Below are 21,671 nucleotides of genomic sequence, written 5' to 3' on the forward strand. Positions count from 1 at the left end.
GATGGGGGTGGTGACGCAGCGCGCTGGCGCTTCAATTTCATATGCAAGATCAAAGCCGGGGCAAAACCCCGGCTTTCTTTTATGCGCCGGGGAGGGTATGCGAAACCTATAGACCATAACAAAGGAAACAACATGCGGCTGGGCGGGCGCCTGCAGGCGGCGATTGAAATTCTTGACGATATCGAGACGCGGAAGCGGCCGGCTTCCGACGCGCTGAAGGATTGGGGCCTCTCGCACCGCTTTGCCGGGGCGGGCGACCGTGCGGTCATCGGCAATATCGTCTATGACGCGCTGCGCAGGAAATCGTCCATCGCCTGGCGCATGGACAGCGCCGAGGCGCGCGACATCGCCTATGGCGCGCTCCTGTCCGATGCCGAGATGAGCCTTGAAGCCATCGGCGCCGAGCTCGAGGACGACAAATTCGCCCCCGCGCCGCTGGATGAATCGCGCCTCGCCGCCTGGGAGGCCCGCGATCTCGCCGCCGCGCCCGGCCATATCCGCGCCGATGTGCCCGAATGGTGCGCCGAGCATTTGCAGGCGCTGTTCGGCGATGACTGGGTGAGGGAAGGGGCTGCGCTGGCTGGCCGCCCGCCGGTGGATCTGCGCGTCAACACGTTGAAGGCGAGCCGCGACAAGGTGCTGAAGGAGCTGGCGCGGGCCGGAGCCGAGGCCGCGCCGCTTCTTTCCGGCGCTGTCCGCATCCCGCCCTTGCGCGCGCTCGGTCGTCACCCCAACGTGCAGGCCGAGCCCGCCTTCCAGAAGGGCTGGTTCGAGGTGCAGGATCTGGGTTCGCAGATCGCCGCCCTTGTCGCGGGCGCTGAACCGGGCCGGCAGGTGCTCGATTATTGCGCCGGCGCGGGCGGCAAGACGCTGGCACTTGCGGCCATGATGGGAAACAAAGGCCAGATCCATGCCTTCGACGCCGAGAAGCCGCGCCTTGCGCCGATCTTCGACCGGCTGAAACGCGCCGGCGTCCGCAACGCGCAGGTCCATGCCGTCAAGGAAGACCTGGCGCCGCTGGAAGGCCAGATGGACATCGTGCTGACCGACGCGCCCTGCACCGGCTCCGGCACCTGGCGGCGCCGCCCCGATGCGAAGTGGCGGCTCTCGCCGCAACAGCTGGAACGGCGCGAGGCGGAGCAGCGCGAAGTGCTTGATGCGGCGAAGCGCTATGTGAAGCCCGGCGGACGTCTCGTTTACGTCACCTGTTCGCTGTTTTCGTCCGAGAATAACCGCCAGATCGAGGCATTCCTGCATCAAAACCCTGGCTATACCGAGATCGACGCGGCAAGACTGTGGCATTCCGCCGTACCCGAGGCAGGGGAAGCCATGCCCGTCTTTCCCGATCACGGCATGGTGCTCTCGCCGGAGCGGACGTTTTCGGACGGGTTTTACATCAGCGTGTTGCAAAGGGTAGGGTAGGGTTTTGTGGGATAAATTTCATCACACGAGGGGGTCCGAAATGACCGCACCCATCACATCAATCGCCGGCAAGAACATCCTCTTCGTCATGGCGGCGGAGCCGGAATATGGTCCGCATCTGCGCAAGCTGTTTCAGCCGCTGATGACAGGCATCGGCCCGGTGGAGGCCGCCGTCGTGCTGTCATCAGCCCTCACAACACTCGCCGCAGCAAACAGCCTGCCCGATCTCGTCGTCTCGCTCGGTTCCGCGGGGTCGCGCTCCCTCGAGCAGGCCGAGGTGTATCAGGCGACATCCGTCTCCTACCGCGACATGGACGCTTCACCTTTGGGCTTCGAGAAAGGCCGGACGCCGCTCCTCGATCTTCCCGCCACCGTACCGCTGCCCTATCGCATCCCCGGCATTAAGCAAGCCACGCTCTCCACCGGCGCGAACGTCGTTTCCGGCGCGGCCTATGACGCCATCGACACCGGCATGGTCGACATGGAAACCTTCGCAGCCTTACGCGCCTGCCAGCGCTTCGACATACCCCTCATCGGCCTGCGCGGCATTTCCGACGGCGCCACCGAACTGCACCACATCGATGACTGGACGGAATATCTCGGCATCATCGATGAGAAGCTGGCGCTCGCCGTGGGCCGGCTGGAAGCGGCGCTGGCAAATGGCCTGCTCAGCCCTGTTGAAGAAGGGCTCGCCTCCTGACATCCCCTGTCAGCAAGGCCCGTTTGACCATTGCATTGGCCGCGCTTTTTCTCTAGACGCTGCGCATGAGCACCACAGCACACCCCGACACCGTCCTCATCATCGATTTCGGCAGCCAGGTCACGCAGCTAATCGCCCGCCGTGTCCGCGAAGCCGGCGTCTATTCCGAGATCGTCCCTTTCCAGTCCGCCGAGGAAGGCTTCCACCGCATCAAGCCGAAGGCGGTGATCCTCTCCGGCGGCCCTGCCTCCACCACCGAGATGGGCAGCCCGCGCGCGCCGCAGATCGTCTTTGAGGCGGGCATCCCCGTGCTCGGCATCTGCTATGGTGAACAGACCATGTGCGCTCAGCTTGGCGGCAAGGTCGAGGGCGGCCATCATCGCGAGTTCGGACGCGCCTTCCTCGATATCGAGGCCGACAGCCCGCTGTTCGAGGGCGTATGGGCCAAGGGCACCCGCCATCAGGTCTGGATGAGCCATGGTGACCGGGTAACGGCGCTGCCCGAAGGCTTCAGCGTCATCGGCACCTCCACCGGCGCACCCTTCGCCGCCATCGCCGATGAGAAGCGCAAATTCTACGCCGTGCAGTTCCACCCGGAAGTCGTCCACACCCCCGACGGCGCGAAGCTCCTGCAAAATTTCGTCCACAACATCGCCGGCATCAAGGGCGACTGGACCATGGCGGCCTATCGCGAGCAGGCCATCGCGGCGATCCGTGAACAGGTCGGCAAGGGCCGGGTCATTTGCGGGCTTTCGGGCGGCGTCGATTCCTCCGTCGCCGCCGTGCTCATCCATGAGGCCATCGGCGACCAGCTCACCTGCATTTTCGTAGACCACGGCCTGATGCGCAAGAACGAGGCGCAGGAAGTGGTCGCCATGTTCCGCGAGCATTACAACATCCCGCTGGTGCATGTGGATGCCTCCGACCTCTTCATCGGCGCGCTGGAAGGCGAAACCGACCCGGAGAAAAAGCGCAAGACAATCGGCCGCCTGTTCATCGAAGTGTTCGAGGCGGAAGCCAAGAAGATCGGCGGCGCGGATTTTCTCGCCCAAGGCACGCTCTATCCTGATGTAATCGAATCCGTCTCCTTTACCGGCGGCCCCTCGGTGACGATCAAGTCGCACCACAATGTCGGCGGCCTGCCCGAGCGCATGAATATGAAGCTGGTCGAGCCCTTGCGCGAGCTCTTCAAGGACGAAGTGCGCGTGCTCGGCAAGGAACTCGGCCTCCCCGACCATTTCATCGGCCGCCACCCGTTCCCCGGCCCCGGCCTCGCCATCCGCTGCCCCGGCGGCATCACCCGCGAGAAGCTGGAAATCCTGCGCAATGCCGATGCGGTCTATCTCGACGAGATCCGCAAGGCCGGTCTCTACGACGTGATCTGGCAGGCCTTCGCCGTGCTGCTTCCGGTCCAGACCGTGGGCGTGATGGGCGACGGCCGTACCTATGAATATGTCTGCGCCCTGCGCGCGGTCACGTCAGTCGATGGCATGACGGCGGATTTCTACCATTTCGACATGGAATTCCTCGCCAGCACTGCCACCCGCATCATCAACGAAGTCAAGGGCATCAACCGCGTCGTCTACGATGTGACCTCGAAGCCGCCAGGGACGATTGAGTGGGAGTGATATCCCGAGGCGGCTTTACCTCAGCTTCGGCAAAACCTCCCTCCCAAAAACCTCGATAAACTCCGCCTGGTTCCTCCCCACATTGTGCAGGTAGATCTCGTTAAATCCCAGCGCGGCGTAGGCGGCGATCATCTCGGCGTGTTGGTCTGGGTCGGCGGATATCTGGACGTGGTTCTCCAGCTCCGTGATCTCGACATCGGCAGAAAGGCGGTCGAAATCCTCGGTGAGCCGGGTATTCTCCGCCGTTTCCGCATTGATGGCGTTGCTCTTCCATTGGTGGAACGCGTGGAGGCGGGCCTCGTCCTGTGTCGCGCCGTAGGAGAGGTGGAGTTGCAGGAAGCGCGGCTTGCCGGCCCCGCCGCCCTCGTCGAAAGCGCTCAAGATATCGTGGAGGCTCGAAGGGGACTGGTTAACGGTTATGAGGCCGTCCGCCCAGCCTCCGGCCCAGCGGGCAGTCTCGGCGGATAGCACCCCGGCGATAATTGCGGGCGGTTTGGGTGGCAGGGTGAAGAGCCGCGCCGCATCGACCGGGATGGCCGTTTCCTCAGTTACGGTTTCCCCCTTCCACAGGCGGCGCAGGATGGAAACGGCCGCGACGAGCCGCTCGTTGCGCTCCTCCTTCCCCGGCCAGCCCTGACCGACCACATGCTCGTTGAGCCTCTCCCCGCTGCCGACCGCAAGCCAGGGAAACCGCGTAGGGAAGAGGTCGCATACCGTCGCCGCCGCCTGCGCGGTGATGGCCGGATGATAGCGCCAGCCGCAGGGTACGGTGATGAGCCCGAACGGGATGGCCTTTGTCGCCTGCATCGCGGCCCCGAGCCAGCCCCAGGCAAAGCCGGATTGGCCCTGGGCCTCGCTCCACGGCGCGAAATGGTCCGAGGACATGACGGCGCCGAAGCCGTTCGCCTCGGCAAGCCCTGCATAATGCACGAGCTCTCGCGGTGTGAATTGCTCGTGGGAGGCGTGATAGCCGACGATCATCCACTGCTCCCTTCGGTGCAAAGCCAGCAATAGCCATAGGCCGGCAGCTTCAGGGTCAGCCGGTCGCCCTCGATGGAGAGCCGCTCATGCGTCCCCAATATGGTCTCGAGGCGAGGGGCGATGATGCCGGTGAGGTCGGCGGAAAATTCCGCCGGCTTGCCGGAGAAATTATGGGCGATGAGCAGGACCGACGAGCCGTCGTGAAACCCATGAAGCATGGTCGCCTCATGATCAGGCGCGAACTGTGCAAAGCGCCCGCCGCGAAAGTGCGGCAGATCGCGGCGATGCCGGATCAGACGGCGCACCTCGTTGATGAGCGATTTTTCATCCGCGCGCTGATCCTGGACATTGACCTCGTGAAAGGAAAACGGCCCGGAGTTCAAAGGCCGCTGTATGAGATCCTTGACGGGCGCGGTGGAAAAACCGCCCGTCTTGCCACCCGGCTCCCACGCCATCGGCAGGCGCACGGCGTCCCGGCCTTTGGCGGTGAGGTCTTCGCCAAGGCCGATCTCGTCCCCCGCCACGAGGAGCGGCGAGCCGCGCATGGAGAAGATGCAGCTGAAGGCGAGGGCGATTTTCCGCCGGTCGCCGCCCAGCATCGGCGCCAGCCGGCGGCGGATGCCGCGCCCGAAAATGCCCATTTCCTCCTCCGGCGCATAGGCCTCCAGGAGAAAGTCGCGCATGGATTGCGGTATCTGCGACAAGTCGAAATCGTCGAAATTGCGCAGGAAATTCACCCATCCGCACCCGGTCGGCGGCTCGGGGAGGGTGGCGAGCATCTCTTCGAACGGGCCGGCGCTTTGCCGGGCGATGGCCGCGAATATGCCGCAGCTCAGGCGGAAATTGAACAGCAGCGGGATCTGGTTGCCGCTCCCAAAATATTGGCGCATTTGATCCGGCTGGACGTTGGCCTCGCCCAAGAGCAGGCATTCCGGCAGCCGGCCGGTGATGAACTCGGCAAGCTCCTCCATGAAGGCCTGCCCGTCGCCGGGATTGGCGTGCTCTTTCCCGTTATCGGTGAGCAGCAGCGGCAGGGCGTCGATCCGGAAACCGCTAACACCAAGCGAAATCCAGAAATCGCAAATGCGCAGGATTTCCGCCTTCACATCAGGGTTTGCGGTGTTGAGCTCGGGCTGGGAGGCATAGAATTTGTGAAAATAGAAGGCGCTGGCGGCCTCGTCGAATGTCCACAGCGGATTGTCGGCGCCGGGAAAGATCGACGTCTCGCTGACGCCGACATCGGGTATATGCTCGCTCCAAACATAATAGTTGCGGAACTGGCTGCGCGGGTCGCGCCGGGCGCTTTCGAACCATGGATGCTTGCGGGATGTGTGGTTGACGATGAGGTCGATAACGATCTTTATGCCCAGCTCCCCGGCGCGGCGCACCAGCTCGATGAAATCGTCGAGCGTACCGAGTTCGGGGTCGATGCCGTAATAATTGCTGACGTCATAGCCATTGTCCTCCCTCGGGCTCTCAAAAAAGGGAAGCAGCCAGAGGCAGTCCACGCCCAGATCGTGGAGATAAGGCAGCCGGTCGCACAGGCCCCTGATGTCGCCGATACCGTCGCCATTGCTGTCCTGGAACTTCTTGATGTCGATGCCGTAGATGACGCTGTTCAAGAACCACGGCGACTGACTGTTCCGCTTTGCCATAATCTCTCCGTTCATTCCGCCAGCACGTAACAAACTGGCGAATGGAACGGTTTGTTCCGTTTGGGGGCTTCTTGAGGCGATGCCATTCTCGGGCTTGTCGCGAGAATCTACCGGGGCTGTGTTTTGACGGAATCGCGAGGCAACCCCCCTCTGTCCTGCCGGACATCTCCCCCACAAGGGGGAGATTGGCTGGCACGACGCTCGGCTCTTGTCCTACGGCGTCTGCGATTGGCGCTCACGTCTATGAAAGCGTAATCTCCCCCCTTGTGGGGGAGATGCCCGGCAGGGCAGAGGGGGGTGCTGTCCCGTCGACGCTTCCGGTTTAAAAACAAAATACTTCAGGAACTCGCTTCCTTTTGCGCCGTTAGGGCAGGAAAAGGAGGCAAGGCCATGAGTTCGAAAATACCCCCGGTCCCGGAGGAAAATCGCAGCGACAAAGGCCCGGGCGAGCCGGGAAAGGTTGAGCTGGAAGAACGCCAGCCTGCCAAGGCCGCGAACCCCGACAAGCAGGGCCAGCAGGCCAACACGAAGATCAATGCGACACATCAGGGCCTGCGGCAGGCCCGGTAGGCGACCGGGCGCTTGGCGCGGCGCGCGATCCTGAGCCTGCTGGGCGTTTCTAGCAGACCCGGATTTCAAGATTTGCAATTCGCCGCCAACTTTGCCATCCGTGTGCCTCGGGAGGAGGCATCATGGATTTTGTCATTCTCGTGCTCGCCGGGCTCGGCGCGGGCGCGCTTAATGCTGTCGCGGGGGGCGGCACGTTTCTTTCATTTCCGGCGCTGGTGTTTGTCGGCGTGCCCCACATTCCCGCCAATGCCACGGCCACGCTCGCCGCGCTGCCGGGCTATATCGGCAGCACCTGGGGGTTCCGCAAGGACATTCGCGCGGATGGGCCGGTGTCCTTGCGCGCCATGGTCATCCTGTCGGTGCTTGGCGGTCTCCTCGGCGCGCTTCTCCTCTTGGTGACGCCGAAGGAGATATTCGTCAGCCTCGTGCCGTGGCTCCTGCTCTTTGCGACCGTGGCTTTCGCGGCGGGGCCGGTTCTGGTCCGGCATGTGGTGGGAAAGGGCGGCAGGCTTCCGCTTCCCGCCTCGCTGGCGCTCATCCTGGCGGTGTCGATCTATGGCGGCTATTTCAATGGCGGCCTCGGCATTATGCTGCTCGCCGCCTTCGGCTTTGTCGGCTTCACCAATCTCCACGAGATGAACGGCCTCAAGAACCTGCTTTCCAGCATCCTCTCGCTGGTGTCGGTCATAACCTACACCGTGGCGGGGTTGATCGACTGGAAATCGGCTGTTGTGCTGGGCGTAGCTTGCGCAATCGGGGGCTATCTCGGCGCGCATGTGGCGCGGCGCATCACCAATATGCTCGCGCTTCGCATCTTCATCACGCTGGTCGGCCTCGGCATGGCCGCCGCCTTCTTCGCACATTGACAGCGTGACGGTGGATCAAGCAGCTTCAGCGAGGAATTTGCGGTAGCCCTTGGCCCTGAGGTCGCAGGCGGGGCAGGTGCCGCAGCCATAGCCCCAATCGTGCAGGTCGCCGCGCTCGCCCAGATAGCAGGTATGCGTGTCGCGCACGATGACCTCGACGAGCGCGTCGCCGCCGAGGTCCCTCGCAAGCTGCCAGGTCTGCGCCTTGTCGATCCACATCAGCGGGGTGTCGAGCACGAAGCGGGTCTCCATACCCAGATTGAGCGTCGCTTGCAGCGCCTTGATTGTGTCGTCGCGGCAGTCGGGATAGCCGGAATAGTCGGTTTCGCACATCCCTCCGACAATGTGTTTGAGGCCTCGGCGATAGGCGAGGGCGGCAGCGAAAGTGAGGAAAATAAGGTTCCGGCCCGGCACGAACGTGTTGGGGAGCCCGCCCTCGGCCATATCGATGGCCATAGCGCCTGTTAGCGCGGTGTTTGAGATTTCGCCCAGCGCCGCGAGCGAAATTGTATGATCCTCGCCAAGCCGTGCGCCCCACGCTGGATTCATCTCCCGCAGCTTTGCCCGGAGCGCCTGGCGGCATTCGAGCTCGATCCTGTGCCTCTGGCCGTAATCGAACCCCACCGTTTCCACCCGCTCATACCGGTCGAGCGCCCATGCCAGGCATGTCGTGGAATCCTGCCCGCCGGAAAAAAGGACGAGTGCGGTTGCTGTCATATCAAATACCCCTCGGCTTATTTGCCATCATATTCCGCCCAGCAAAGGGGCGTTTCGAATATTTTGACGAGGCTCAATTCGGCCAGCAGGGGCTTTACCCTTTCCCATATCCAGACTGCGATGTGCTCGGCCGTAGGGTTCTCAAGTCCCGGCACATCGTTGAGCGTATGATGATCGAGCTGTGCCAGAACCGGCCCGAACACCTTCTCGACCTCGAAAAAGTCGATGACGAAGCCGGTTTTCGGATCGACAGGCCCTTCGAGCTGAAGCTCTACCCGGTATGAATGGCCGTGCATGCGATGGCAGCGGTGCGTCGCAGGCACATGCGGTAGCCGATGCGCGGCCTCGAAAGTGAACGCCTGGGTGATTTTCATGGGATTCCGATCATTTTGTGCGTTTGCAGGCTGAGCCGCCAGCGCGGGTTCAGAAGGCAGAATTCTATGGCTGCATCGGTGTTCGCGATGCGGTCCGGTCCGTCCATCGGCTGGAGAAAATAATGGTCGAAAGAGACAGGAGGAAGATCGTCAGGCAGCAGGCCCATCTGGGGATAGACGAGCTTGAGCTCGTTTCCCGATGTGAGCTTCAACGGCGCGCCGGCCTTCGGGCTGACGCAGATCCAGTCGATGCCATCGGGCGGTTCCACGGTCCCGTTCGTTTCGATTGCAATTTCAAACCCTGCGGCATGCACCGCGTCGATGAGAGCGCTATCCAGCTGCAAGAGCGGCTCGCCGCCGGTGAATACCACATACCGATTGGCCTTAGCATCGCCCCAGCTGGCGGCGATGGCGCTCGCCAATCCGGCTGCATCCTGAAACTTTCCGCCCCCTTCGCCGTCCGTGCCGATGAAGTCCGTATCGCAGAACTGGCAGACGGCCTTATGCCGGTCCTCTTCCCGTCCGGACCATAAATTGCAGCCGGCAAACCGGCAGAAAACAGCGGCCCGCCCCGTCTGGGCGCCTTCTCCCTGGAGCGTTTTGAACAATTCTTTGACGGCATAGGTCATATCTTGCGCTGTCGCTTTCGGAGCCGGCTTTTGCGAAAAACAGTGTTTCCGGACGGATTTTGCATCCCTAACGGGGGTCGGGGCATGTTTACCCGCGCAAATGCGGCCTTCCAAGCCCTTATGTATTTTCGATTGCGGGAATTGAAAGTGGGTGAAGCGGGTCAAATCCTGGAGCCTCTCCCGGCACCGATGGATTTACGGACAGTCAAGCGCTGTCGCGGATCACCAGTTTCCCCGCGAACAGCCGGTCGAGATCGCCATTGTCAGGGCTTTGCAGCACATGGACCAGATATTCGGCCATTTCGGTCAGCGGCTGGCGATAGGTGGTCAGGCGGTAATTGGGGCTGGCGGCCTGGGGCACGTCGTCGAAGCCGGTTATGGCGATATCCTCGGGAATGCGCAGGCCGAGATTGTGGCGCAGAATATCCATTGCGCCCATCGCAAGGGCGTCGTTCTCGCACACCAGAATATCCGGCAGCGCGGTGGCGGGCCGCCCGGCCAGCGTTTCCATCACGATTTGCGAAGCAAGCGCCGGATCGTAAGCGGGCACACCGGCAATTTCGGGCGCCGTGCCGAAATGCTCGCGCCAATAATCGACGAAGGTCTCCTTGCGCAGCAAATGTGCTGAATAGGTCTGCGGCCCCGCCAGAAACATCGGCCGGCGATAGCCGCGCGCATTGACGTAATTCGCCATCTCCTTGATGGCGAGGATATCGTCGACGGCGATGGAGATCGTGTTCGGGTTCTGCGAGGAGCGGGCGAAGATGATGAGCTTGCGGAAGCGTCGCGCATGGAGCGCCGTCTCCAGCACCTCGTCGTCGAACTGGATGCCGATCAGGATCACCGCATCCACGCGCCGCTGGCTGGCGTTGAGAAGGGCGTGGCCCGCATCCTCGCGGTTGAGGGTGTTGACCAGCAATATGTCCCAGCCCTCGCGCCTGAGAATCCGGGTCAGCCGCTCCATCATGACGAGCTTGTGCGGATTGGCGAAATCATCGATCAGCAGCGCCACCAGATTGGACCGGTCGGAGGCGAGGCTGGCGGCGCGCAAATCCGGCACATAACCCAGCCGCTCCGCCGCCTCCATCACTTTCTCAAGGCTCTTCTTGGAGATGGAGGCGTCTTTCCGGAAGGCGCGGTTGACGGTCCAGCGCGACACGCCCGCAGCGAGCGCCACATCATCGGCGGTTACATGCCCGGCAAACTGCGCGTTCTTCTCATCGGTCATCGCGGATTCCTATGTCCATCGCCTGCACCTTTTATAGAGCGATTTCCGTCAGCGTTTCAGAAAATTTTGCACACGCGGGCAAAATCTTCTTGCTCGCGTGTGCAAAAGTTGAAATAGTATACCCATCGCGGTCGGGAACCCGCGTGCGGGAGGAAAATTTGCTGAAAGTTGGATTGCTTGGGGCAGGCCGTATCGGTCGTGTGCATGCCGTCAATATTGCCGGCCATCCGCGGAGCACGCTTGCCGCCGTGTCAGATGTCAACGAGGAAGCCGCGCGGTCGCTGGCCGAGGCTTACGGCGCGAAAGCCATGGGCACGGACGATATTCTGGCGGATCGCTCCATCGATGCCGTGCTGATCGCCACCTCCACGGACACCCATTCGGACTTGATCGAGCGCGCCACCGGGGCGGGCAAGGCGGTCTTATGCGAAAAGCCGGTGGATCTGTCGCTCGAGCGGGCGCGGGCCTGTCTGGCAAAGGCATCCGCCACCGGCATTCCCGTCATGATCGGCTTCAACCGCCGCTTCGATCCGAATTTCGCGCTGATGCAGGCATCCGTCGCCGCCGGCGAAATCGGCAAGCCGGAACTGCTCTCGATCACCTCCTTCGACCCGGCCCCGCCGCCGGTGAGCTATGTGAAAGTGTCGGGCGGGCTTTTCCGCGACATGATGATCCATGATTTCGACATGGCGAATTTCCTGATGCAGGATTTGCCTGTTTCCGTCTACGCCATAGGCTCCTCCATCGTCGATCCCGCAATCGGTGCGGCTGGCGATGTCGATACGGCTGTCGTGACCATGGCCTATGCCGATGGCCGCATTGCCGTCATCAGGAACAGCCGCCGCGCCGCCTATGGCTATGATCAGCGCGTCGAATTGCTCGGCTCGGAAGGCCTGCTCTCGGCGGAAAATGTGCTGGAGAATACCCTGTCCAAGGCGACGAAGGCGGGCGTCATCAGCGCCAAGCCGGAACTGTTCTTTCTGGAGCGCTACATGCGCGCCTATGCGGCGGAATGGGATGCTTTCGTCAAATCCGTGCTCGACGGCGCGGCCATTCCGGTCACGCTGCGCGACGGCGTCGCCGCGCTGGCGCTGGCCGAGGCCGCGACCGCTTCGGTGAACACGGGCCAGCCGGTGGCCCCTCATTAACAGATTGCCGCGGCTTGCACGGGGAGGTGCGAGCCGCCGCTCTCGGTGCCGGTCCCGCCTGACCGGATGAACGGGCGTCAGGAGGTGACGTCCAACCAATGGGAGGGATAGCATGAAGAAATTATGCATAGGCATTGCCGCCGTCGCGATGCTGGCGGCCACCCCCGCTCTTGCCACTGACATCATCGTGGTGACCCACGGCCAGGCGAACGATCCGTTCTGGTCCGTGGTCAAGAACGGCGTCGAGAAGGCGGGTAAGGATACCGGCGTCAATGTCGAATATCGCGCGCCGGAAACCTTCGACATGGTCAAGATGGGCCAGCTGATCGATGCCGCCGTCAACCAGGACCCTGACGGCCTCGTCGTCTCGATCCCCGATGGCGACGCCCTCGGGCCGTCGATCAAACGCGCCGTCGAAGCCGGAATCCCCGTCATCTCGATCAATGCGGGCGGCGATGTCGCGCACAAGCTCGGCGTGAAGCTGCATGTCGGCCAGTCGGAGTTCGACGCGGGCAAGGCCGCCGGCGCGAAACTCGCGGAAATGGGCGGCAAGAAAGGCATCTGCATCAACCAGGAAGTCGGCAATGTCTCGCTCGACCAGCGCTGCGCCGGCTTCACGGAAGGATTCGGCAATCCGGTGACGGTGCTGCCGACCGGCAACGACCCGGCGGAAGTGGAATCCAAAGTCCGCGCCGCGCTCGAATCCGACAAGGATGTCAACGCCGTCCTCTCGCTCAACGCAACCCTTGTGGGCGAACCGGCGGTGAAGGCCGCGCAGGCGCTCGGGCGTGACGATGTGCTGATCGCCACCTTCGATCTCTCGGCAGGCTTCCTCAAGGATGTCGCCGACGGCAAGGCCGCCTTCGCCATCGACCAGCAGCAATTCCTGCAAGGCTATCTGCCGGTGTCGTTCCTGGCGCTGAATGCGGAGTATGGGCTGATACCGGGCGGAGACGTGCCGTCAGGGCCGAACCTGGTGACGAAGGATAGCGCGGCGAAGGTGATCGAGCTTTCGGCGAAGGGGATAAGGTAGGGCCGAGGGAAAAGCCAACGATTTGGCTTTCCCAGCGACGAAACCTGCGGAGCAGGCGGATGGGGGTGGCGACGTGCCGCTTTTGCTGAAGACCGTGGCGCAAACGTCACCACCCCCACCCGACCCGTCGGGCCACCCTCCCCGCAAGGGGGAGGGAAGGCGGCAGCGCCAAGTAATCAAGGAAAAACCCATGCCCACCGACACGCTGGCAAAACGGGATGAGCGGCTTACATCCGAATCCGCCGTCACCAAACTTATGAAACGGCCGGAGCTGGGCGCGATCGGAGGTGTCATCCTCGTCACGCTTTTCTTCCTGGCGACCGCCGACCGCAGCATGTTCACGCTGTCGGGTATGATGAACGTCATGACTCCGGCGGCGCAGCTCGGTATTCTCGGCATCGCCGCTGCGCTCCTGATGATCGGCGGGGAATTCGACCTATCGATTGGCTCCATGGTCGCCTTCGCCGGTATGATCTTCGGCGTTTTCACCGTCAATCTGGGCCTGCCGCTCATCGTCGCCATCCCGCTGACGATGGCTTTTGCCGCCGGGCTCGGCGCGACGAACGGGCTGATCGTCATCCGCACCGGCCTTCCGTCCTTCATTGTCACGCTGGCCGGGCTGTTCGTGCTGCGCGGCGCGTCGCTGGTCGGCCTGAAAATATTCACCGGCGGGGCGACGCAATTGCGCGGCGTGCGCGAAGCAGTCGGGGACGATTTTCTCGCGCCGATCTTTTCCGGCGACGCATTCGGCTTTCTCTTCGACTGGATGGCCAAGGCGGGCCTGATCGACGCCTTCAAGTCCGGCGCGCCAAAGGTGCCCGGCATTCCCGTCGAGATCATCTGGTTCGTTCTCTTCGCCCTTGTCGCAACATGGGTGCTGCTGCGCACGCCCTTCGGCAATTGGATATTCGCCACGGGCGGCGATGCCCTTGCCGCGCAGAATTCCGGCGTGCCCGTCCGCCGCGTCAAGATCGCGCTCTTCATGCTGACAGCCATGGCCGCCGCGCTGGTCGCCATCATCACGGTCATCGACGCCGGTTCCACCGACGCGCGCCGCGGCTTCATGAAGGAATTCGAGGCGATCATCACCGCCGTCATCGGCGGTTGTCTCCTCACCGGCGGCTACGGCTCGGCTATCGGCGCGTTCTTCGGCGCGATTATCTTCGGCATGGTTACCATCGGGCTGACCTACACTCGCTTCGATCAGGACTGGTTTCAGGTGTTTCTGGGCGCAATGCTGCTCCTCGCCGTCATCTTCAACAATGTCATCCGCAAGCGCGTGACGGGGGAACGTTGAGATGACTCCGATCATCCGCATGGAGAACATCAAGAAGCATTTCGGCAATGTCATCGCGCTGAACGGCGTTACTTTCGACGTCGCTCCCGGCGAATGCCACTGCCTGCTGGGCGACAATGGCGCGGGCAAATCCACTTTCATCAAGACCATGTCGGGCGTGCACAAGCCGACCGAGGGGACGATCACCTTCGAAGGCAGGCCCATGTCCTTCGACAGCCCGCGTGACGCGATGGAGGCGGGCATCGCCACCGTGTTTCAGGACCTCGCCATGATCCCGCTAATGTCGGTCGCGCGCAATTTCTTCATGGGACGCGAGCCGACAAAGGGCAGAGGCCTGTTCAGACGCTTCGACGTGGACAAGGCCAACGAAGTCACCATGGCGGAGATGCGCCGCATGGGCATCAATCTGCGCCGCCCCGACCAGGCGGTGGGCACGCTTTCGGGCGGCGAGCGCCAGACGGTGGCGATTGCCCGCGCTGTCTATTTCGGCGCGAAAGTGCTGATCCTCGACGAGCCGACCTCGGCGCTCGGCGTGCGCCAGACCTCGAATGTGCTGGCCACCATCGACCGGGTGCGCTCGCAGGGGGTGGGTGTGGTGTTCATCTCGCACAATGTCCGGCACGCGCTGGCGGTGGGCGACCGCTTCACGGTGCTCAATCGCGGGCAGACGCTCGGCACGGCGAGGAAGGGCGAAATATCAGCGCTGGAACTGCAGGATTTGATGGCCGGAGGGCAGGAACTCGCCTCGCTCGAAGGTTCGCTTGGGGGGACGGTGTGATGGTAGTCATGCAGGAGACGCTGGGGTCCCCGCCAGCGACCGAAGGGAGCTTAAGGGCGGGGCAGACAATGGGCGTCGCCCTCATCGGCACCGGCTTCATGGGCAAGTGCCATGCCACGGCCTGGCGCAATGTCGCGGCGGTGTTTGGCGGGGCGCATCCGAGGCTGGAAATTCTCGCCGATGCAACGGAGGACGCCGCCAACACCTTCGCTCGCCAGTTCGGTTTTGCCCGCGCCACCGCCCGCTGGGAGGACGCGGTTGCCGACCCAAAGGTCGATGTCGTCTCCATCACCGCGCCCAACGGACTCCACCGGCCGATGGCGGAGGCCGCGCTGAAGGCCGGCAAGCATGTCTGGCTGGAAAAGCCGATGGCGCTGACGCTTGCCGACGCGGAGGCCATGGCGGAGGTCGCCGTCGCCCATCCGGGGCAGGTCACCATCCTTGGCTATAATTATCTCAGAAGCCCCGCTTTTCAGGCCGCACGCGCCATGATCCGCAAGGGCGAAATCGGCAAGCCGATGGCCTTTCGCGGGGTCTATGACGAGGATTATTCCGCCGATCCGAACCTTCCCTGGTCCTGGCGCATGACGCACCAAGGCGGCGGCTTAGGCGCGCTGGGCGATCTCGGCTGCCATCTCGTCAGCCAGATGCTGGCGCTGATGGGGCCGGTGAGCGAACTCACCGCCCAGACGCAGATTGCCATCCCCATGCGGCCTTCACCCGAAGGCGTGAAACCGGTGGAGAATGAGGACAGCGCCATCGCGCTGTTGCGCTTTGCCTCCGGTGCGCAAGGCTCCTTCGCCACCTCGCGCGTGGCGCGCGGGCGCAAATGCCGCCTGCAATGGGAGGTGCATGGGACGGATGGCACCATCGTCTTCGATCAGGAGAACATGAATGAGCTCTGGGTGCATCGCACCGGGGAAGCGGGGTTCGTGCGTCACCTGACCGGCCCGGCGCAGCCCGATTACGCCGCCTTCTGCCCCGCGCCCGGCCATAATTTCGGCTTCAACGAGCAGAAGGTGATCGAAGCGCGCGATCTTCTCGCCGCCATCGCCGGTGGCCCGAATGCCGGACCGGACTTTGCGCAAGGGCTGGAGATCGAGAGGATCATCCATGCCATGGCGGCGTCAAACGGAACGCCCGTCCGGATCGGAGGACAGGGATGAAGCCTCTCGACGTCATCACCATCGGCCGCTCCAGCGTCGATCTCTATGGTACACAGGTCGGCGGGCGTCTGGAGGATATGGGCTCGTTCGAGAAATATATCGGCGGCTCGCCCACCAATATCGCCTGCGGTGCGGCGCGGCTCGGCCTCAAATCCGCGCTGATCACCCGGGTCGGCGACGAGCATATGGGCCGGTTCATTCTGGAGCAGCTCGCGCGCGAAGGCGTCTCGACCGAAGGCGTCAAGGTCGATCCGGAACGGCTCACCGCGCTCGTCATCCTCGGCATTCGCGACGACAGGCAGTTTCCGCTGATCTTCTACCGCGAGAACTGCGCCGACATGGCGCTTTGCGAGGACGATATCGATGAGAGTTTCATCGCCTCAGCGCGGGCGCTCGTCGTCACCGGCACGCATCTCTCCAACGCCCGCACGGAAGCCGCTGTCACCAAGGCGCTGAAACTGGCACGAAAGCACGGTCTCAAGACCGCGCTCGACATCGATTATCGCCCGAACCTCTGGGGTGTAGCCGGGCATGGCGATGGCGAAAGCCGCTTTGTCGAGAGCGCCAAGGTTACCGCCAAGCTGCAATCCGGCTTACATTATTTCGATCTGATCGTCGGCACAGAGGAAGAGTTTCACATTGCCGGCGGCTCGACCGATACGCTGGCGGCGCTGAGGGCGGTGCGCGGCGTGAGTAACGCGACGCTGGTGTGCAAGCGTGGGCCGCTCGGCGCCGTCGCCTTCGAGGGCGAGATTCCCGACAGTCTCGACAAGGGCCAAAGCGGAGAGGCGTTCCGGATAGAGGTGTTCAACGTGCTGGGCGCGGGCGACGGTTTCTTCGCCGGGCTTCTGCGCGGCTGGCTGACGGGGGCGGACTGGCCCACCTCGCTCAAATACGCCAATGCCTGCGGCGCATTCGCCGTCAGCCGCCATGGCTGCACGCCGTCTTATCCGAGTTGGGAAGAGCTTCAGTTCTTCCTAAAGCGAGGCGTGGTTCGCCCTGATCTGCGCAATGACCCGGAGTTGGAACAGCTCCACTGGTCCACCACCCGCCACACGCGGGTGAACGGCGACTGGTCCACCATGCGCGTTTTCGCTTTCGATCACCGCAAGCAACTGGAAGAGATGCCGGGCTTCACACGGGAAAAAGGCGCGGCGTTCAAGGAACTCTGCCTCGACGCAGCGCTTCGCGTGCAGGATGGCAAAAGCGGCTACGGCATTCTCTGCGACAGCCGCATCGGCCGCTCCGCCCTGCACCGCGCCTCCGGCACGGGCCTATGGATCGGCCGTCCGGTGGAATGGCCGGGCTCGCGGCCGCTCACGCTTGAACCGGAACTCGGTTCCGATTGCGGCGGGCTTGGCGAATGGGCGCGTGAGGAGGTGGTGAAGGTGCTCTGCTTCTGCCATCCGGAGGATGATGCGGCCACCCGCGCGGCACAGGAAGAAACGGTCAAGCGGCTCTTCGATGCGGCGCGGCGCAACCGGCTGGAATTCCTGCTGGAGATCATTCCTTCCAAAGTCGGCACGACCGACGACATGAGTGTCGCGACCTTGATCCATCAGTTCTACGCGGCGGGCATCTACCCCGACTGGTGGAAGCTGGAACCGATGAAGACGGAAGCCGGTTGGCAGAACGCCATCGCCGCCATCGAGGCGCATGACCGGCACACGCGCGGCATCGTCGTGCTGGGGCTGGACGCGCCGGAGGCCGAGCTTGCCGCGAGCTTTGCGGCCGCGGCCAAATTCCCGCTCGTCAAGGGCTTCGCCGTCGGGCGCACCATCCTTGCGGATAGCGCGCGGCGCTGGTTCGCGGGCGAAATAACGGATGAGGCAGCGGTCGAGGACATGGCGGCGCGCTACATGAGGCTTTGCCATGTGTGGGATGCGGCGCGAAAGAAGGAGCAGGCAGCATGAGCACGGTGAGACTGACGGCGGCGCAGGCCATGGTGAAATGGCTCTCCGCCCAGATGACCGAAGAAGGCGAGCGCTTCGTCGATGGCGTATGGGCAATTTTCGGCCATGGCAATGTCGCCGGGCTGGGCGAGGCCCTGCAAAAGGCGGGCAACAGCCTGCCCACCTGGCGCGGCCAGAACGAGCAAACCATGGCGCATGCCGCCATCGCCTATGCCAAGGCGATGAAGCGGCGACGGGTACAGGCGGTTACCTCCTCCATCGGCCCCGGCGCGACCAATATGGTGACGGCGGCGGCGCTCGCCCATGTCAACCGCCTGCCGGTGCTGCTCATCCCCGGCGATGTCTTCGCCAATCGCAGGCCTGATCCGGTGTTGCAGCAAATAGAGGATTTTGACGACGGGGCCGTCTCGGCCAATGACTGCTTCCGCCCCGTCAGCCGCTATTTCGACCGGATCACGCGGCCGGAGCAACTCCTGACCGCGCTGCCGCGGGCGCTGCGGGTCATGACCGACCCGGCCAATTGCGGCCCGGTGACGCTGTCCTTCTGTCAGGATGTGCAGGCGGAGGCCTATGATTGGCCCGAAGCCTTCTTCGAGCCGAAGGTCTGGCGCATCCGCAGACCGGAGCCGGACCGGCGCGACCTTGCCGATGTCGCCGCCCTTATCCGCGCCGCCAAACGCCCTGTCATCGTCGCTGGCGGCGGGGTGATCTATAGCGAGGCGGAAGAGACGCTTGCCGATTTCGCCACCCGCCACGCTATCACCGTAGTCGAAACGCAAGCGGGCAAGTCGGCGCTGGCGCAGAGCCATCCGATGAATTTCGGCGCGGCGGGAGTCGATGGTTCCGCGGCCGCCAACGCACTCGCCCGCAAAGCCGATCTGGTGATCGGCATCGGCACCCGCTTTCAGGATTTCACGACGGGATCGTGGTCGCTGTTCGAGGCCGATGATGTGAAGCTCGTCTCCATCAATGTGCAGGCCTATGATTCGGATAAGCATGGCGCGATTGGCCTCGTGGGCGATGCGAAGGTGACGCTTCAGCGTTTGAGCGAATTGCTGGGAGAGCACCGCGCGCCGGAACCGGACGCGCGTTCCAGAACCGAATGGCTTGCCGCCGTAGACCGCCATTGCGCCGCACCCTCAGACCAAGGCCTGCCGACGGATGCGCAGGTCATCGGCGCGGTGCAGCGCGCGACCGGGGAAAATGCCATTGCGCTGGGCGCGGCCGGAACCATGCCCGGCGCGCTGAAACTGCTCTGGCAGGCGAGCCAGGGCGGCTATCACATGGAATATGGCTATTCCTGCATGGGCTATGAAATCGCCGGAGCCATGGGCGTGAAGCTCGCCCGGCCCGAGCGCGAGGTGATCTGCTTCGCCGGCGACGGCTCCTATATGATGGCGAATTCGGAACTCGCCACCACCGTCATGCGCAAACTGCCGTTTACCGTGGTGCTCACGGATAACCGAGGTTTCGGCTGCATCAATCGTCTGCAGCAGGCGAGCGGCGGCGAGCCGTTCAACAATCTCTACAGGGATTGCAATATCGTCGAGCAGCCGCAGATCGATTTCGTCGCTCATGCCGCGTCGATGGGGGCCTTTGCGGTCAAGGCCAAGGACATTCCCGATCTGGAAGCGCAGATCGCCGCCGCGCGGGAACGTGACATCCCGACCGTCATCGTCATCGATACCGACCCGAGCGAAGGCCCGGGCTTTGGCGATGCCGGTTGGTGGTGGGATGTGGCGGTGCCGGAAGTGGGAAGCACCGACAAGCTGAAACAGGCCTATGCGGATTATCTCAAGGCCGCCGCGAAACAGAGACTGGTTAACTGAGGACTTCAAATGATCCGCTTCGGCACAAACCCCATTGCATGGGCCAATGACGACGACCAGACCCTCGGCGCGAACATCCCGACCGGGCAAATCTTACGCGAGGCGGCGGAAATCGGCTTCGAGGGCATCGAGAACGGCCATCGCTGGCCGGAGGACCAAGAGGCTCTCAAGCAATTGCTGGGCTCCCACGGCCTTGCTTTTATCTCCGGCTGGTACTCGCTGAACCTTCTCGTCCAATCCGTCGAGGACGAGAAGAAAGCGATCCAGCGCCATCTCGACAGGCTGAAGCACAATGGCTGTACGGTCTGCATCGTCTGCGAAACGTCGAACAGCATTCAGGGCCTAGCTGTGCCGCTGCGCGGCAGCCCGGTGCTTTCGCCCGAGGAGATGAAAGCCTTCGGCAGAAGGGTAGAAGAGCTTGCCGAATTCACCGCGGCGCAGGGCATCCGGCTCGTGTACCATCACCATATGGGAACGGTGGTGGAAACGCCCGAGGAAATCGACGCCTTCATGGCCGCGACAGGGGCTGAAACCCGACTGCTCTTCGATGCCGGGCATTGCTATTTCGGCAGCAATGGCGCCGACCCCACGCCGGTGCTGGCGCAATATGCGGACCGCGTCAGCCATTTTCACGCCAAGAATGTGCGCCCGGCGGTCATGCGGCAGGTCCGCGAAACGGGCATGTCCTTCATGGACGGCGTGCGCGCCGGGGTGTTCACCGTGCCGGGCGATGAGGAAGGCGGCATCCACTTCGCGCCGCTGCTGAGGATACTGAAGGACGCGGGGTATGATGGGTGGATCGTCATCGAGGCGGAGCAGGATCCGGATTTGCGCAATCCGTTTGAGTATCAATCGCTGGGGTTGAGGACGCTGAAGGCGGCGGCTGCGGAAGCGGGTCTTCTTGAGGAACAAATCAATGCCTAATCTGCTCCACCGCCCGTTCGGCACCCATGGCAAGGTGCATGAAATCACGCCTACCATCGCGGGCTGGCGCTATGTCGGCTTTTCGCTCTATCGCTTGCGCGCGGGTGAGCGTGCGGCTGAGGCGACCGGAGCGCGCGAGGTGATCCTAGTCATGGTTGAGGGCAAGGCGCGGTTTACCGGGGCGGGGCAGGACTGGGGCCTGCTTGGCGAGCGAATGAGCGTCTTCGAAAAATCGCCGCCGCACTGCCTTTATCTGCCCAATGGCAGCGACTGGGAGGCGGTGGCGGAGACGGATTGCACCATCGCCGTATGCTCCGCGCCGGGCAAGGGCGGTCACGAGGCAAGACGTATCGGGCCGGACGGCATTACGCTGACCAAGCGCGGGGAGGGGACCAACACCCGCTATATCAACAACATCGCCATGGAAAACGAAGATTATTGCGACTCGCTGCTGGTGACGGAGGTGTTCACCCCCGCCGGGCACTGGTCGAGCTATCCGAGTCATCGCCATGACGAGGATGATTTCCCCCGCATCACCTATCTGGAGGAGACTTATTACCACCGGCTGAACCCGGCGGACGGCTTCGGCATCCAGCGGGTCTATACCGACGATCTGCAATTGAACGAGGTGATGGCTGTGCATGATGGCGACGTGGTCTGCGTGCCGCGCGGGCATCATCCATGCGCCGCGCCGCCAGGATTTGAGATGTATTATCTCAATGTGATGGCAGGACCATTGCGCAAATGGCGGTTTGTGGCGGCGGTGGCGGTTGAGCGGTTGATGTAAAATGGAAGCGTCGGCGCTCACCCCCC

The 21,671-nt window shown here is 63.1% G+C and carries 20 protein-coding genes; 14 read left to right on the top strand and 6 right to left on the bottom strand.

The window, feature by feature from the left end; all coding sequences use genetic code 11:
* Positions 1-132: 132 nt before the first annotated feature.
* From ACOWVG_RS01225 to guaA, 3 genes are all read left to right on the top strand, one after another.
* Complete coding sequence (locus tag ACOWVG_RS01225; protein WP_420959624.1) at positions 133-1,422, top strand: RsmB/NOP family class I SAM-dependent RNA methyltransferase; 1,290 nt, start codon at positions 133-135, stop codon at positions 1,420-1,422.
* A 40-nt stretch (positions 1,423-1,462) separates the two neighbouring features.
* Positions 1,463-2,122: a 5'-methylthioadenosine/S-adenosylhomocysteine nucleosidase gene (locus ACOWVG_RS01230; protein WP_420959625.1), complete on the top strand. Its 660-nt coding sequence runs from the start codon at positions 1,463-1,465 to the stop codon at positions 2,120-2,122.
* A gap of 65 nt (positions 2,123-2,187) precedes the next feature.
* A complete protein-coding gene (gene guaA / locus ACOWVG_RS01235) occupies positions 2,188-3,750 on the top strand; it encodes a glutamine-hydrolyzing GMP synthase (RefSeq protein WP_420959627.1) in 1,563 nt (520 codons plus the stop codon).
* Between the two features lie 15 nt (positions 3,751-3,765).
* Here guaA and ACOWVG_RS01240 read toward each other — a convergent pair whose 3' ends face one another.
* Positions 3,766-4,731, bottom strand: a complete 966-nt coding sequence (locus ACOWVG_RS01240; protein ID WP_420959628.1) for a TIGR03885 family FMN-dependent LLM class oxidoreductase — start codon at positions 4,729-4,731, stop codon at positions 3,766-3,768.
* Positions 4,728-6,386: an alpha-amylase family protein gene (locus tag ACOWVG_RS01245; protein WP_420959630.1), complete on the bottom strand. Its 1,659-nt coding sequence runs from the start codon at positions 6,384-6,386 to the stop codon at positions 4,728-4,730. Before ACOWVG_RS01245 ends, ACOWVG_RS01240 begins: the two co-directional genes overlap by 4 nt.
* 390 nt (positions 6,387-6,776) lie before the next feature.
* Here ACOWVG_RS01245 and ACOWVG_RS01250 point away from each other — a divergent pair, with 390 nt between their 5' ends.
* Both ACOWVG_RS01250 and ACOWVG_RS01255 read left to right on the top strand, forming a co-directional pair.
* Positions 6,777-6,956 carry a hypothetical protein gene (locus ACOWVG_RS01250; RefSeq protein WP_420959632.1) on the top strand — a complete coding sequence of 60 codons (180 nt, stop codon included), beginning with the start codon at positions 6,777-6,779 and terminating at the stop codon, positions 6,954-6,956.
* A 122-nt stretch (positions 6,957-7,078) separates the two neighbouring features.
* Complete coding sequence (locus ACOWVG_RS01255) at positions 7,079-7,822, top strand: sulfite exporter TauE/SafE family protein (RefSeq protein ID WP_420959633.1); 744 nt, start codon at positions 7,079-7,081, stop codon at positions 7,820-7,822.
* A gap of 15 nt (positions 7,823-7,837) precedes the next feature.
* On the opposite strand, the gene queC is transcribed toward ACOWVG_RS01255, so the two are convergent.
* From queC to ACOWVG_RS01275, 4 genes are all read right to left on the bottom strand, one after another.
* Positions 7,838-8,539, bottom strand: coding sequence for a 7-cyano-7-deazaguanine synthase QueC (gene queC / locus ACOWVG_RS01260; RefSeq protein ID WP_420959634.1), 702 nt, complete (start codon positions 8,537-8,539; stop codon positions 7,838-7,840).
* A gap of 17 nt (positions 8,540-8,556) precedes the next feature.
* Positions 8,557-8,913: a 6-carboxytetrahydropterin synthase QueD gene (queD, locus tag ACOWVG_RS01265; RefSeq protein WP_420959635.1), complete on the bottom strand. Its 357-nt coding sequence runs from the start codon at positions 8,911-8,913 to the stop codon at positions 8,557-8,559.
* A complete protein-coding gene (gene queE / locus ACOWVG_RS01270; protein WP_420959636.1) occupies positions 8,910-9,542 on the bottom strand; it encodes a 7-carboxy-7-deazaguanine synthase in 633 nt (210 codons plus the stop codon). Before queE ends, queD begins: the two co-directional genes overlap by 4 nt.
* A gap of 205 nt (positions 9,543-9,747) precedes the next feature.
* Positions 9,748-10,770: a LacI family DNA-binding transcriptional regulator gene (locus ACOWVG_RS01275; RefSeq protein WP_420959637.1), complete on the bottom strand. Its 1,023-nt coding sequence runs from the start codon at positions 10,768-10,770 to the stop codon at positions 9,748-9,750.
* A 158-nt stretch (positions 10,771-10,928) separates the two neighbouring features.
* On the opposite strand from ACOWVG_RS01275, the gene iolG reads away from it, so the two are divergent.
* From iolG to iolB, 9 genes are all read left to right on the top strand, one after another.
* Entirely contained in the window at positions 10,929-11,918 is a 990-nt protein-coding gene (gene iolG, locus ACOWVG_RS01280) for an inositol 2-dehydrogenase (protein WP_420959638.1), read from the top strand.
* A 148-nt stretch (positions 11,919-12,066) separates the two neighbouring features.
* Positions 12,067-12,951 carry a sugar ABC transporter substrate-binding protein gene (locus ACOWVG_RS01285; protein ID WP_420960145.1) on the top strand — a complete coding sequence of 295 codons (885 nt, stop codon included), beginning with the start codon at positions 12,067-12,069 and terminating at the stop codon, positions 12,949-12,951.
* A 190-nt stretch (positions 12,952-13,141) separates the two neighbouring features.
* Positions 13,142-14,248, top strand: a complete 1,107-nt coding sequence (locus ACOWVG_RS01290; RefSeq protein ID WP_420959639.1) for an ABC transporter permease — start codon at positions 13,142-13,144, stop codon at positions 14,246-14,248.
* A gap of 1 nt (position 14,249) precedes the next feature.
* Complete coding sequence (locus ACOWVG_RS01295; RefSeq protein ID WP_420959640.1) at positions 14,250-15,026, top strand: ATP-binding cassette domain-containing protein; 777 nt, start codon at positions 14,250-14,252, stop codon at positions 15,024-15,026.
* Positions 15,026-16,192, top strand: a complete 1,167-nt coding sequence (locus ACOWVG_RS01300; protein ID WP_420959642.1) for a Gfo/Idh/MocA family protein — start codon at positions 15,026-15,028, stop codon at positions 16,190-16,192. The genes ACOWVG_RS01295 and ACOWVG_RS01300 overlap by 1 nt, the downstream gene beginning before the upstream one ends.
* On the top strand, positions 16,189-18,105 hold the full coding sequence (locus ACOWVG_RS01305; RefSeq protein WP_420959643.1) for a bifunctional 5-dehydro-2-deoxygluconokinase/5-dehydro-2-deoxyphosphogluconate aldolase: 1,917 nt from the start codon (positions 16,189-16,191) through the stop codon (positions 18,103-18,105). The genes ACOWVG_RS01300 and ACOWVG_RS01305 overlap by 4 nt, the downstream gene beginning before the upstream one ends.
* The gene (iolD, locus tag ACOWVG_RS01310) at positions 18,102-19,934 is read left to right on the top strand and encodes a 3D-(3,5/4)-trihydroxycyclohexane-1,2-dione acylhydrolase (decyclizing) (protein ID WP_420959644.1); all 1,833 of its coding nucleotides are present in this window, start codon (positions 18,102-18,104) and stop codon (positions 19,932-19,934) included. Before ACOWVG_RS01305 ends, iolD begins: the two co-directional genes overlap by 4 nt.
* 9 nt (positions 19,935-19,943) lie before the next feature.
* On the top strand, positions 19,944-20,858 hold the full coding sequence (gene iolE / locus ACOWVG_RS01315; protein ID WP_420959646.1) for a myo-inosose-2 dehydratase: 915 nt from the start codon (positions 19,944-19,946) through the stop codon (positions 20,856-20,858).
* Positions 20,851-21,645, top strand: a complete 795-nt coding sequence (iolB, locus tag ACOWVG_RS01320; RefSeq protein ID WP_420959647.1) for a 5-deoxy-glucuronate isomerase — start codon at positions 20,851-20,853, stop codon at positions 21,643-21,645. The genes iolE and iolB overlap by 8 nt, the downstream gene beginning before the upstream one ends.
* Positions 21,646-21,671: the final 26 nt, after the last annotated feature.

The organism is Brucella sp. IR073, assembly GCF_049065735.1.
Classification (GTDB): Bacteria; Pseudomonadota; Alphaproteobacteria; order Rhizobiales; family Rhizobiaceae; genus Paramesorhizobium.

What these genes read in the sequence shown, in the direction of transcription:
- ACOWVG_RS01300 (WP_420959642.1), top strand. Translation starts at nt 15,026, where the DNA reads ATGGTAGTCATGCAGGAGACGCTGGGGTCCCCGCCAGCGACCGAAGGG.
- guaA (WP_420959627.1), top strand. Translation starts at nt 2,188, where the DNA reads ATGAGCACCACAGCACACCCCGACACCGTCCTCATCATCGATTTCGGC.
- queD (WP_420959635.1), bottom strand. Translation starts at nt 8,913, where the DNA reads ATGAAAATCACCCAGGCGTTCACTTTCGAGGCCGCGCATCGGCTACCG.
- ACOWVG_RS01245 (WP_420959630.1), bottom strand. Translation starts at nt 6,386, where the DNA reads ATGGCAAAGCGGAACAGTCAGTCGCCGTGGTTCTTGAACAGCGTCATC.
- iolB (WP_420959647.1), top strand. Translation starts at nt 20,851, where the DNA reads ATGCCTAATCTGCTCCACCGCCCGTTCGGCACCCATGGCAAGGTGCAT.
- ACOWVG_RS01230 (WP_420959625.1), top strand. Translation starts at nt 1,463, where the DNA reads ATGACCGCACCCATCACATCAATCGCCGGCAAGAACATCCTCTTCGTC.
- ACOWVG_RS01290 (WP_420959639.1), top strand. Translation starts at nt 13,142, where the DNA reads ATGCCCACCGACACGCTGGCAAAACGGGATGAGCGGCTTACATCCGAA.
- ACOWVG_RS01240 (WP_420959628.1), bottom strand. Translation starts at nt 4,731, where the DNA reads ATGATCGTCGGCTATCACGCCTCCCACGAGCAATTCACACCGCGAGAG.
- ACOWVG_RS01255 (WP_420959633.1), top strand. Translation starts at nt 7,079, where the DNA reads ATGGATTTTGTCATTCTCGTGCTCGCCGGGCTCGGCGCGGGCGCGCTT.
- ACOWVG_RS01305 (WP_420959643.1), top strand. Translation starts at nt 16,189, where the DNA reads ATGAAGCCTCTCGACGTCATCACCATCGGCCGCTCCAGCGTCGATCTC.
- queE (WP_420959636.1), bottom strand. Translation starts at nt 9,542, where the DNA reads ATGACCTATGCCGTCAAAGAATTGTTCAAAACGCTCCAGGGAGAAGGC.
- ACOWVG_RS01295 (WP_420959640.1), top strand. Translation starts at nt 14,250, where the DNA reads ATGACTCCGATCATCCGCATGGAGAACATCAAGAAGCATTTCGGCAAT.
- ACOWVG_RS01250 (WP_420959632.1), top strand. Translation starts at nt 6,777, where the DNA reads ATGAGTTCGAAAATACCCCCGGTCCCGGAGGAAAATCGCAGCGACAAA.
- iolD (WP_420959644.1), top strand. Translation starts at nt 18,102, where the DNA reads ATGAGCACGGTGAGACTGACGGCGGCGCAGGCCATGGTGAAATGGCTC.
- queC (WP_420959634.1), bottom strand. Translation starts at nt 8,539, where the DNA reads ATGACAGCAACCGCACTCGTCCTTTTTTCCGGCGGGCAGGATTCCACG.
- iolE (WP_420959646.1), top strand. Translation starts at nt 19,944, where the DNA reads ATGATCCGCTTCGGCACAAACCCCATTGCATGGGCCAATGACGACGAC.
- ACOWVG_RS01225 (WP_420959624.1), top strand. Translation starts at nt 133, where the DNA reads ATGCGGCTGGGCGGGCGCCTGCAGGCGGCGATTGAAATTCTTGACGAT.
- ACOWVG_RS01285 (WP_420960145.1), top strand. Translation starts at nt 12,067, where the DNA reads ATGCTGGCGGCCACCCCCGCTCTTGCCACTGACATCATCGTGGTGACC.
- ACOWVG_RS01275 (WP_420959637.1), bottom strand. Translation starts at nt 10,770, where the DNA reads ATGACCGATGAGAAGAACGCGCAGTTTGCCGGGCATGTAACCGCCGAT.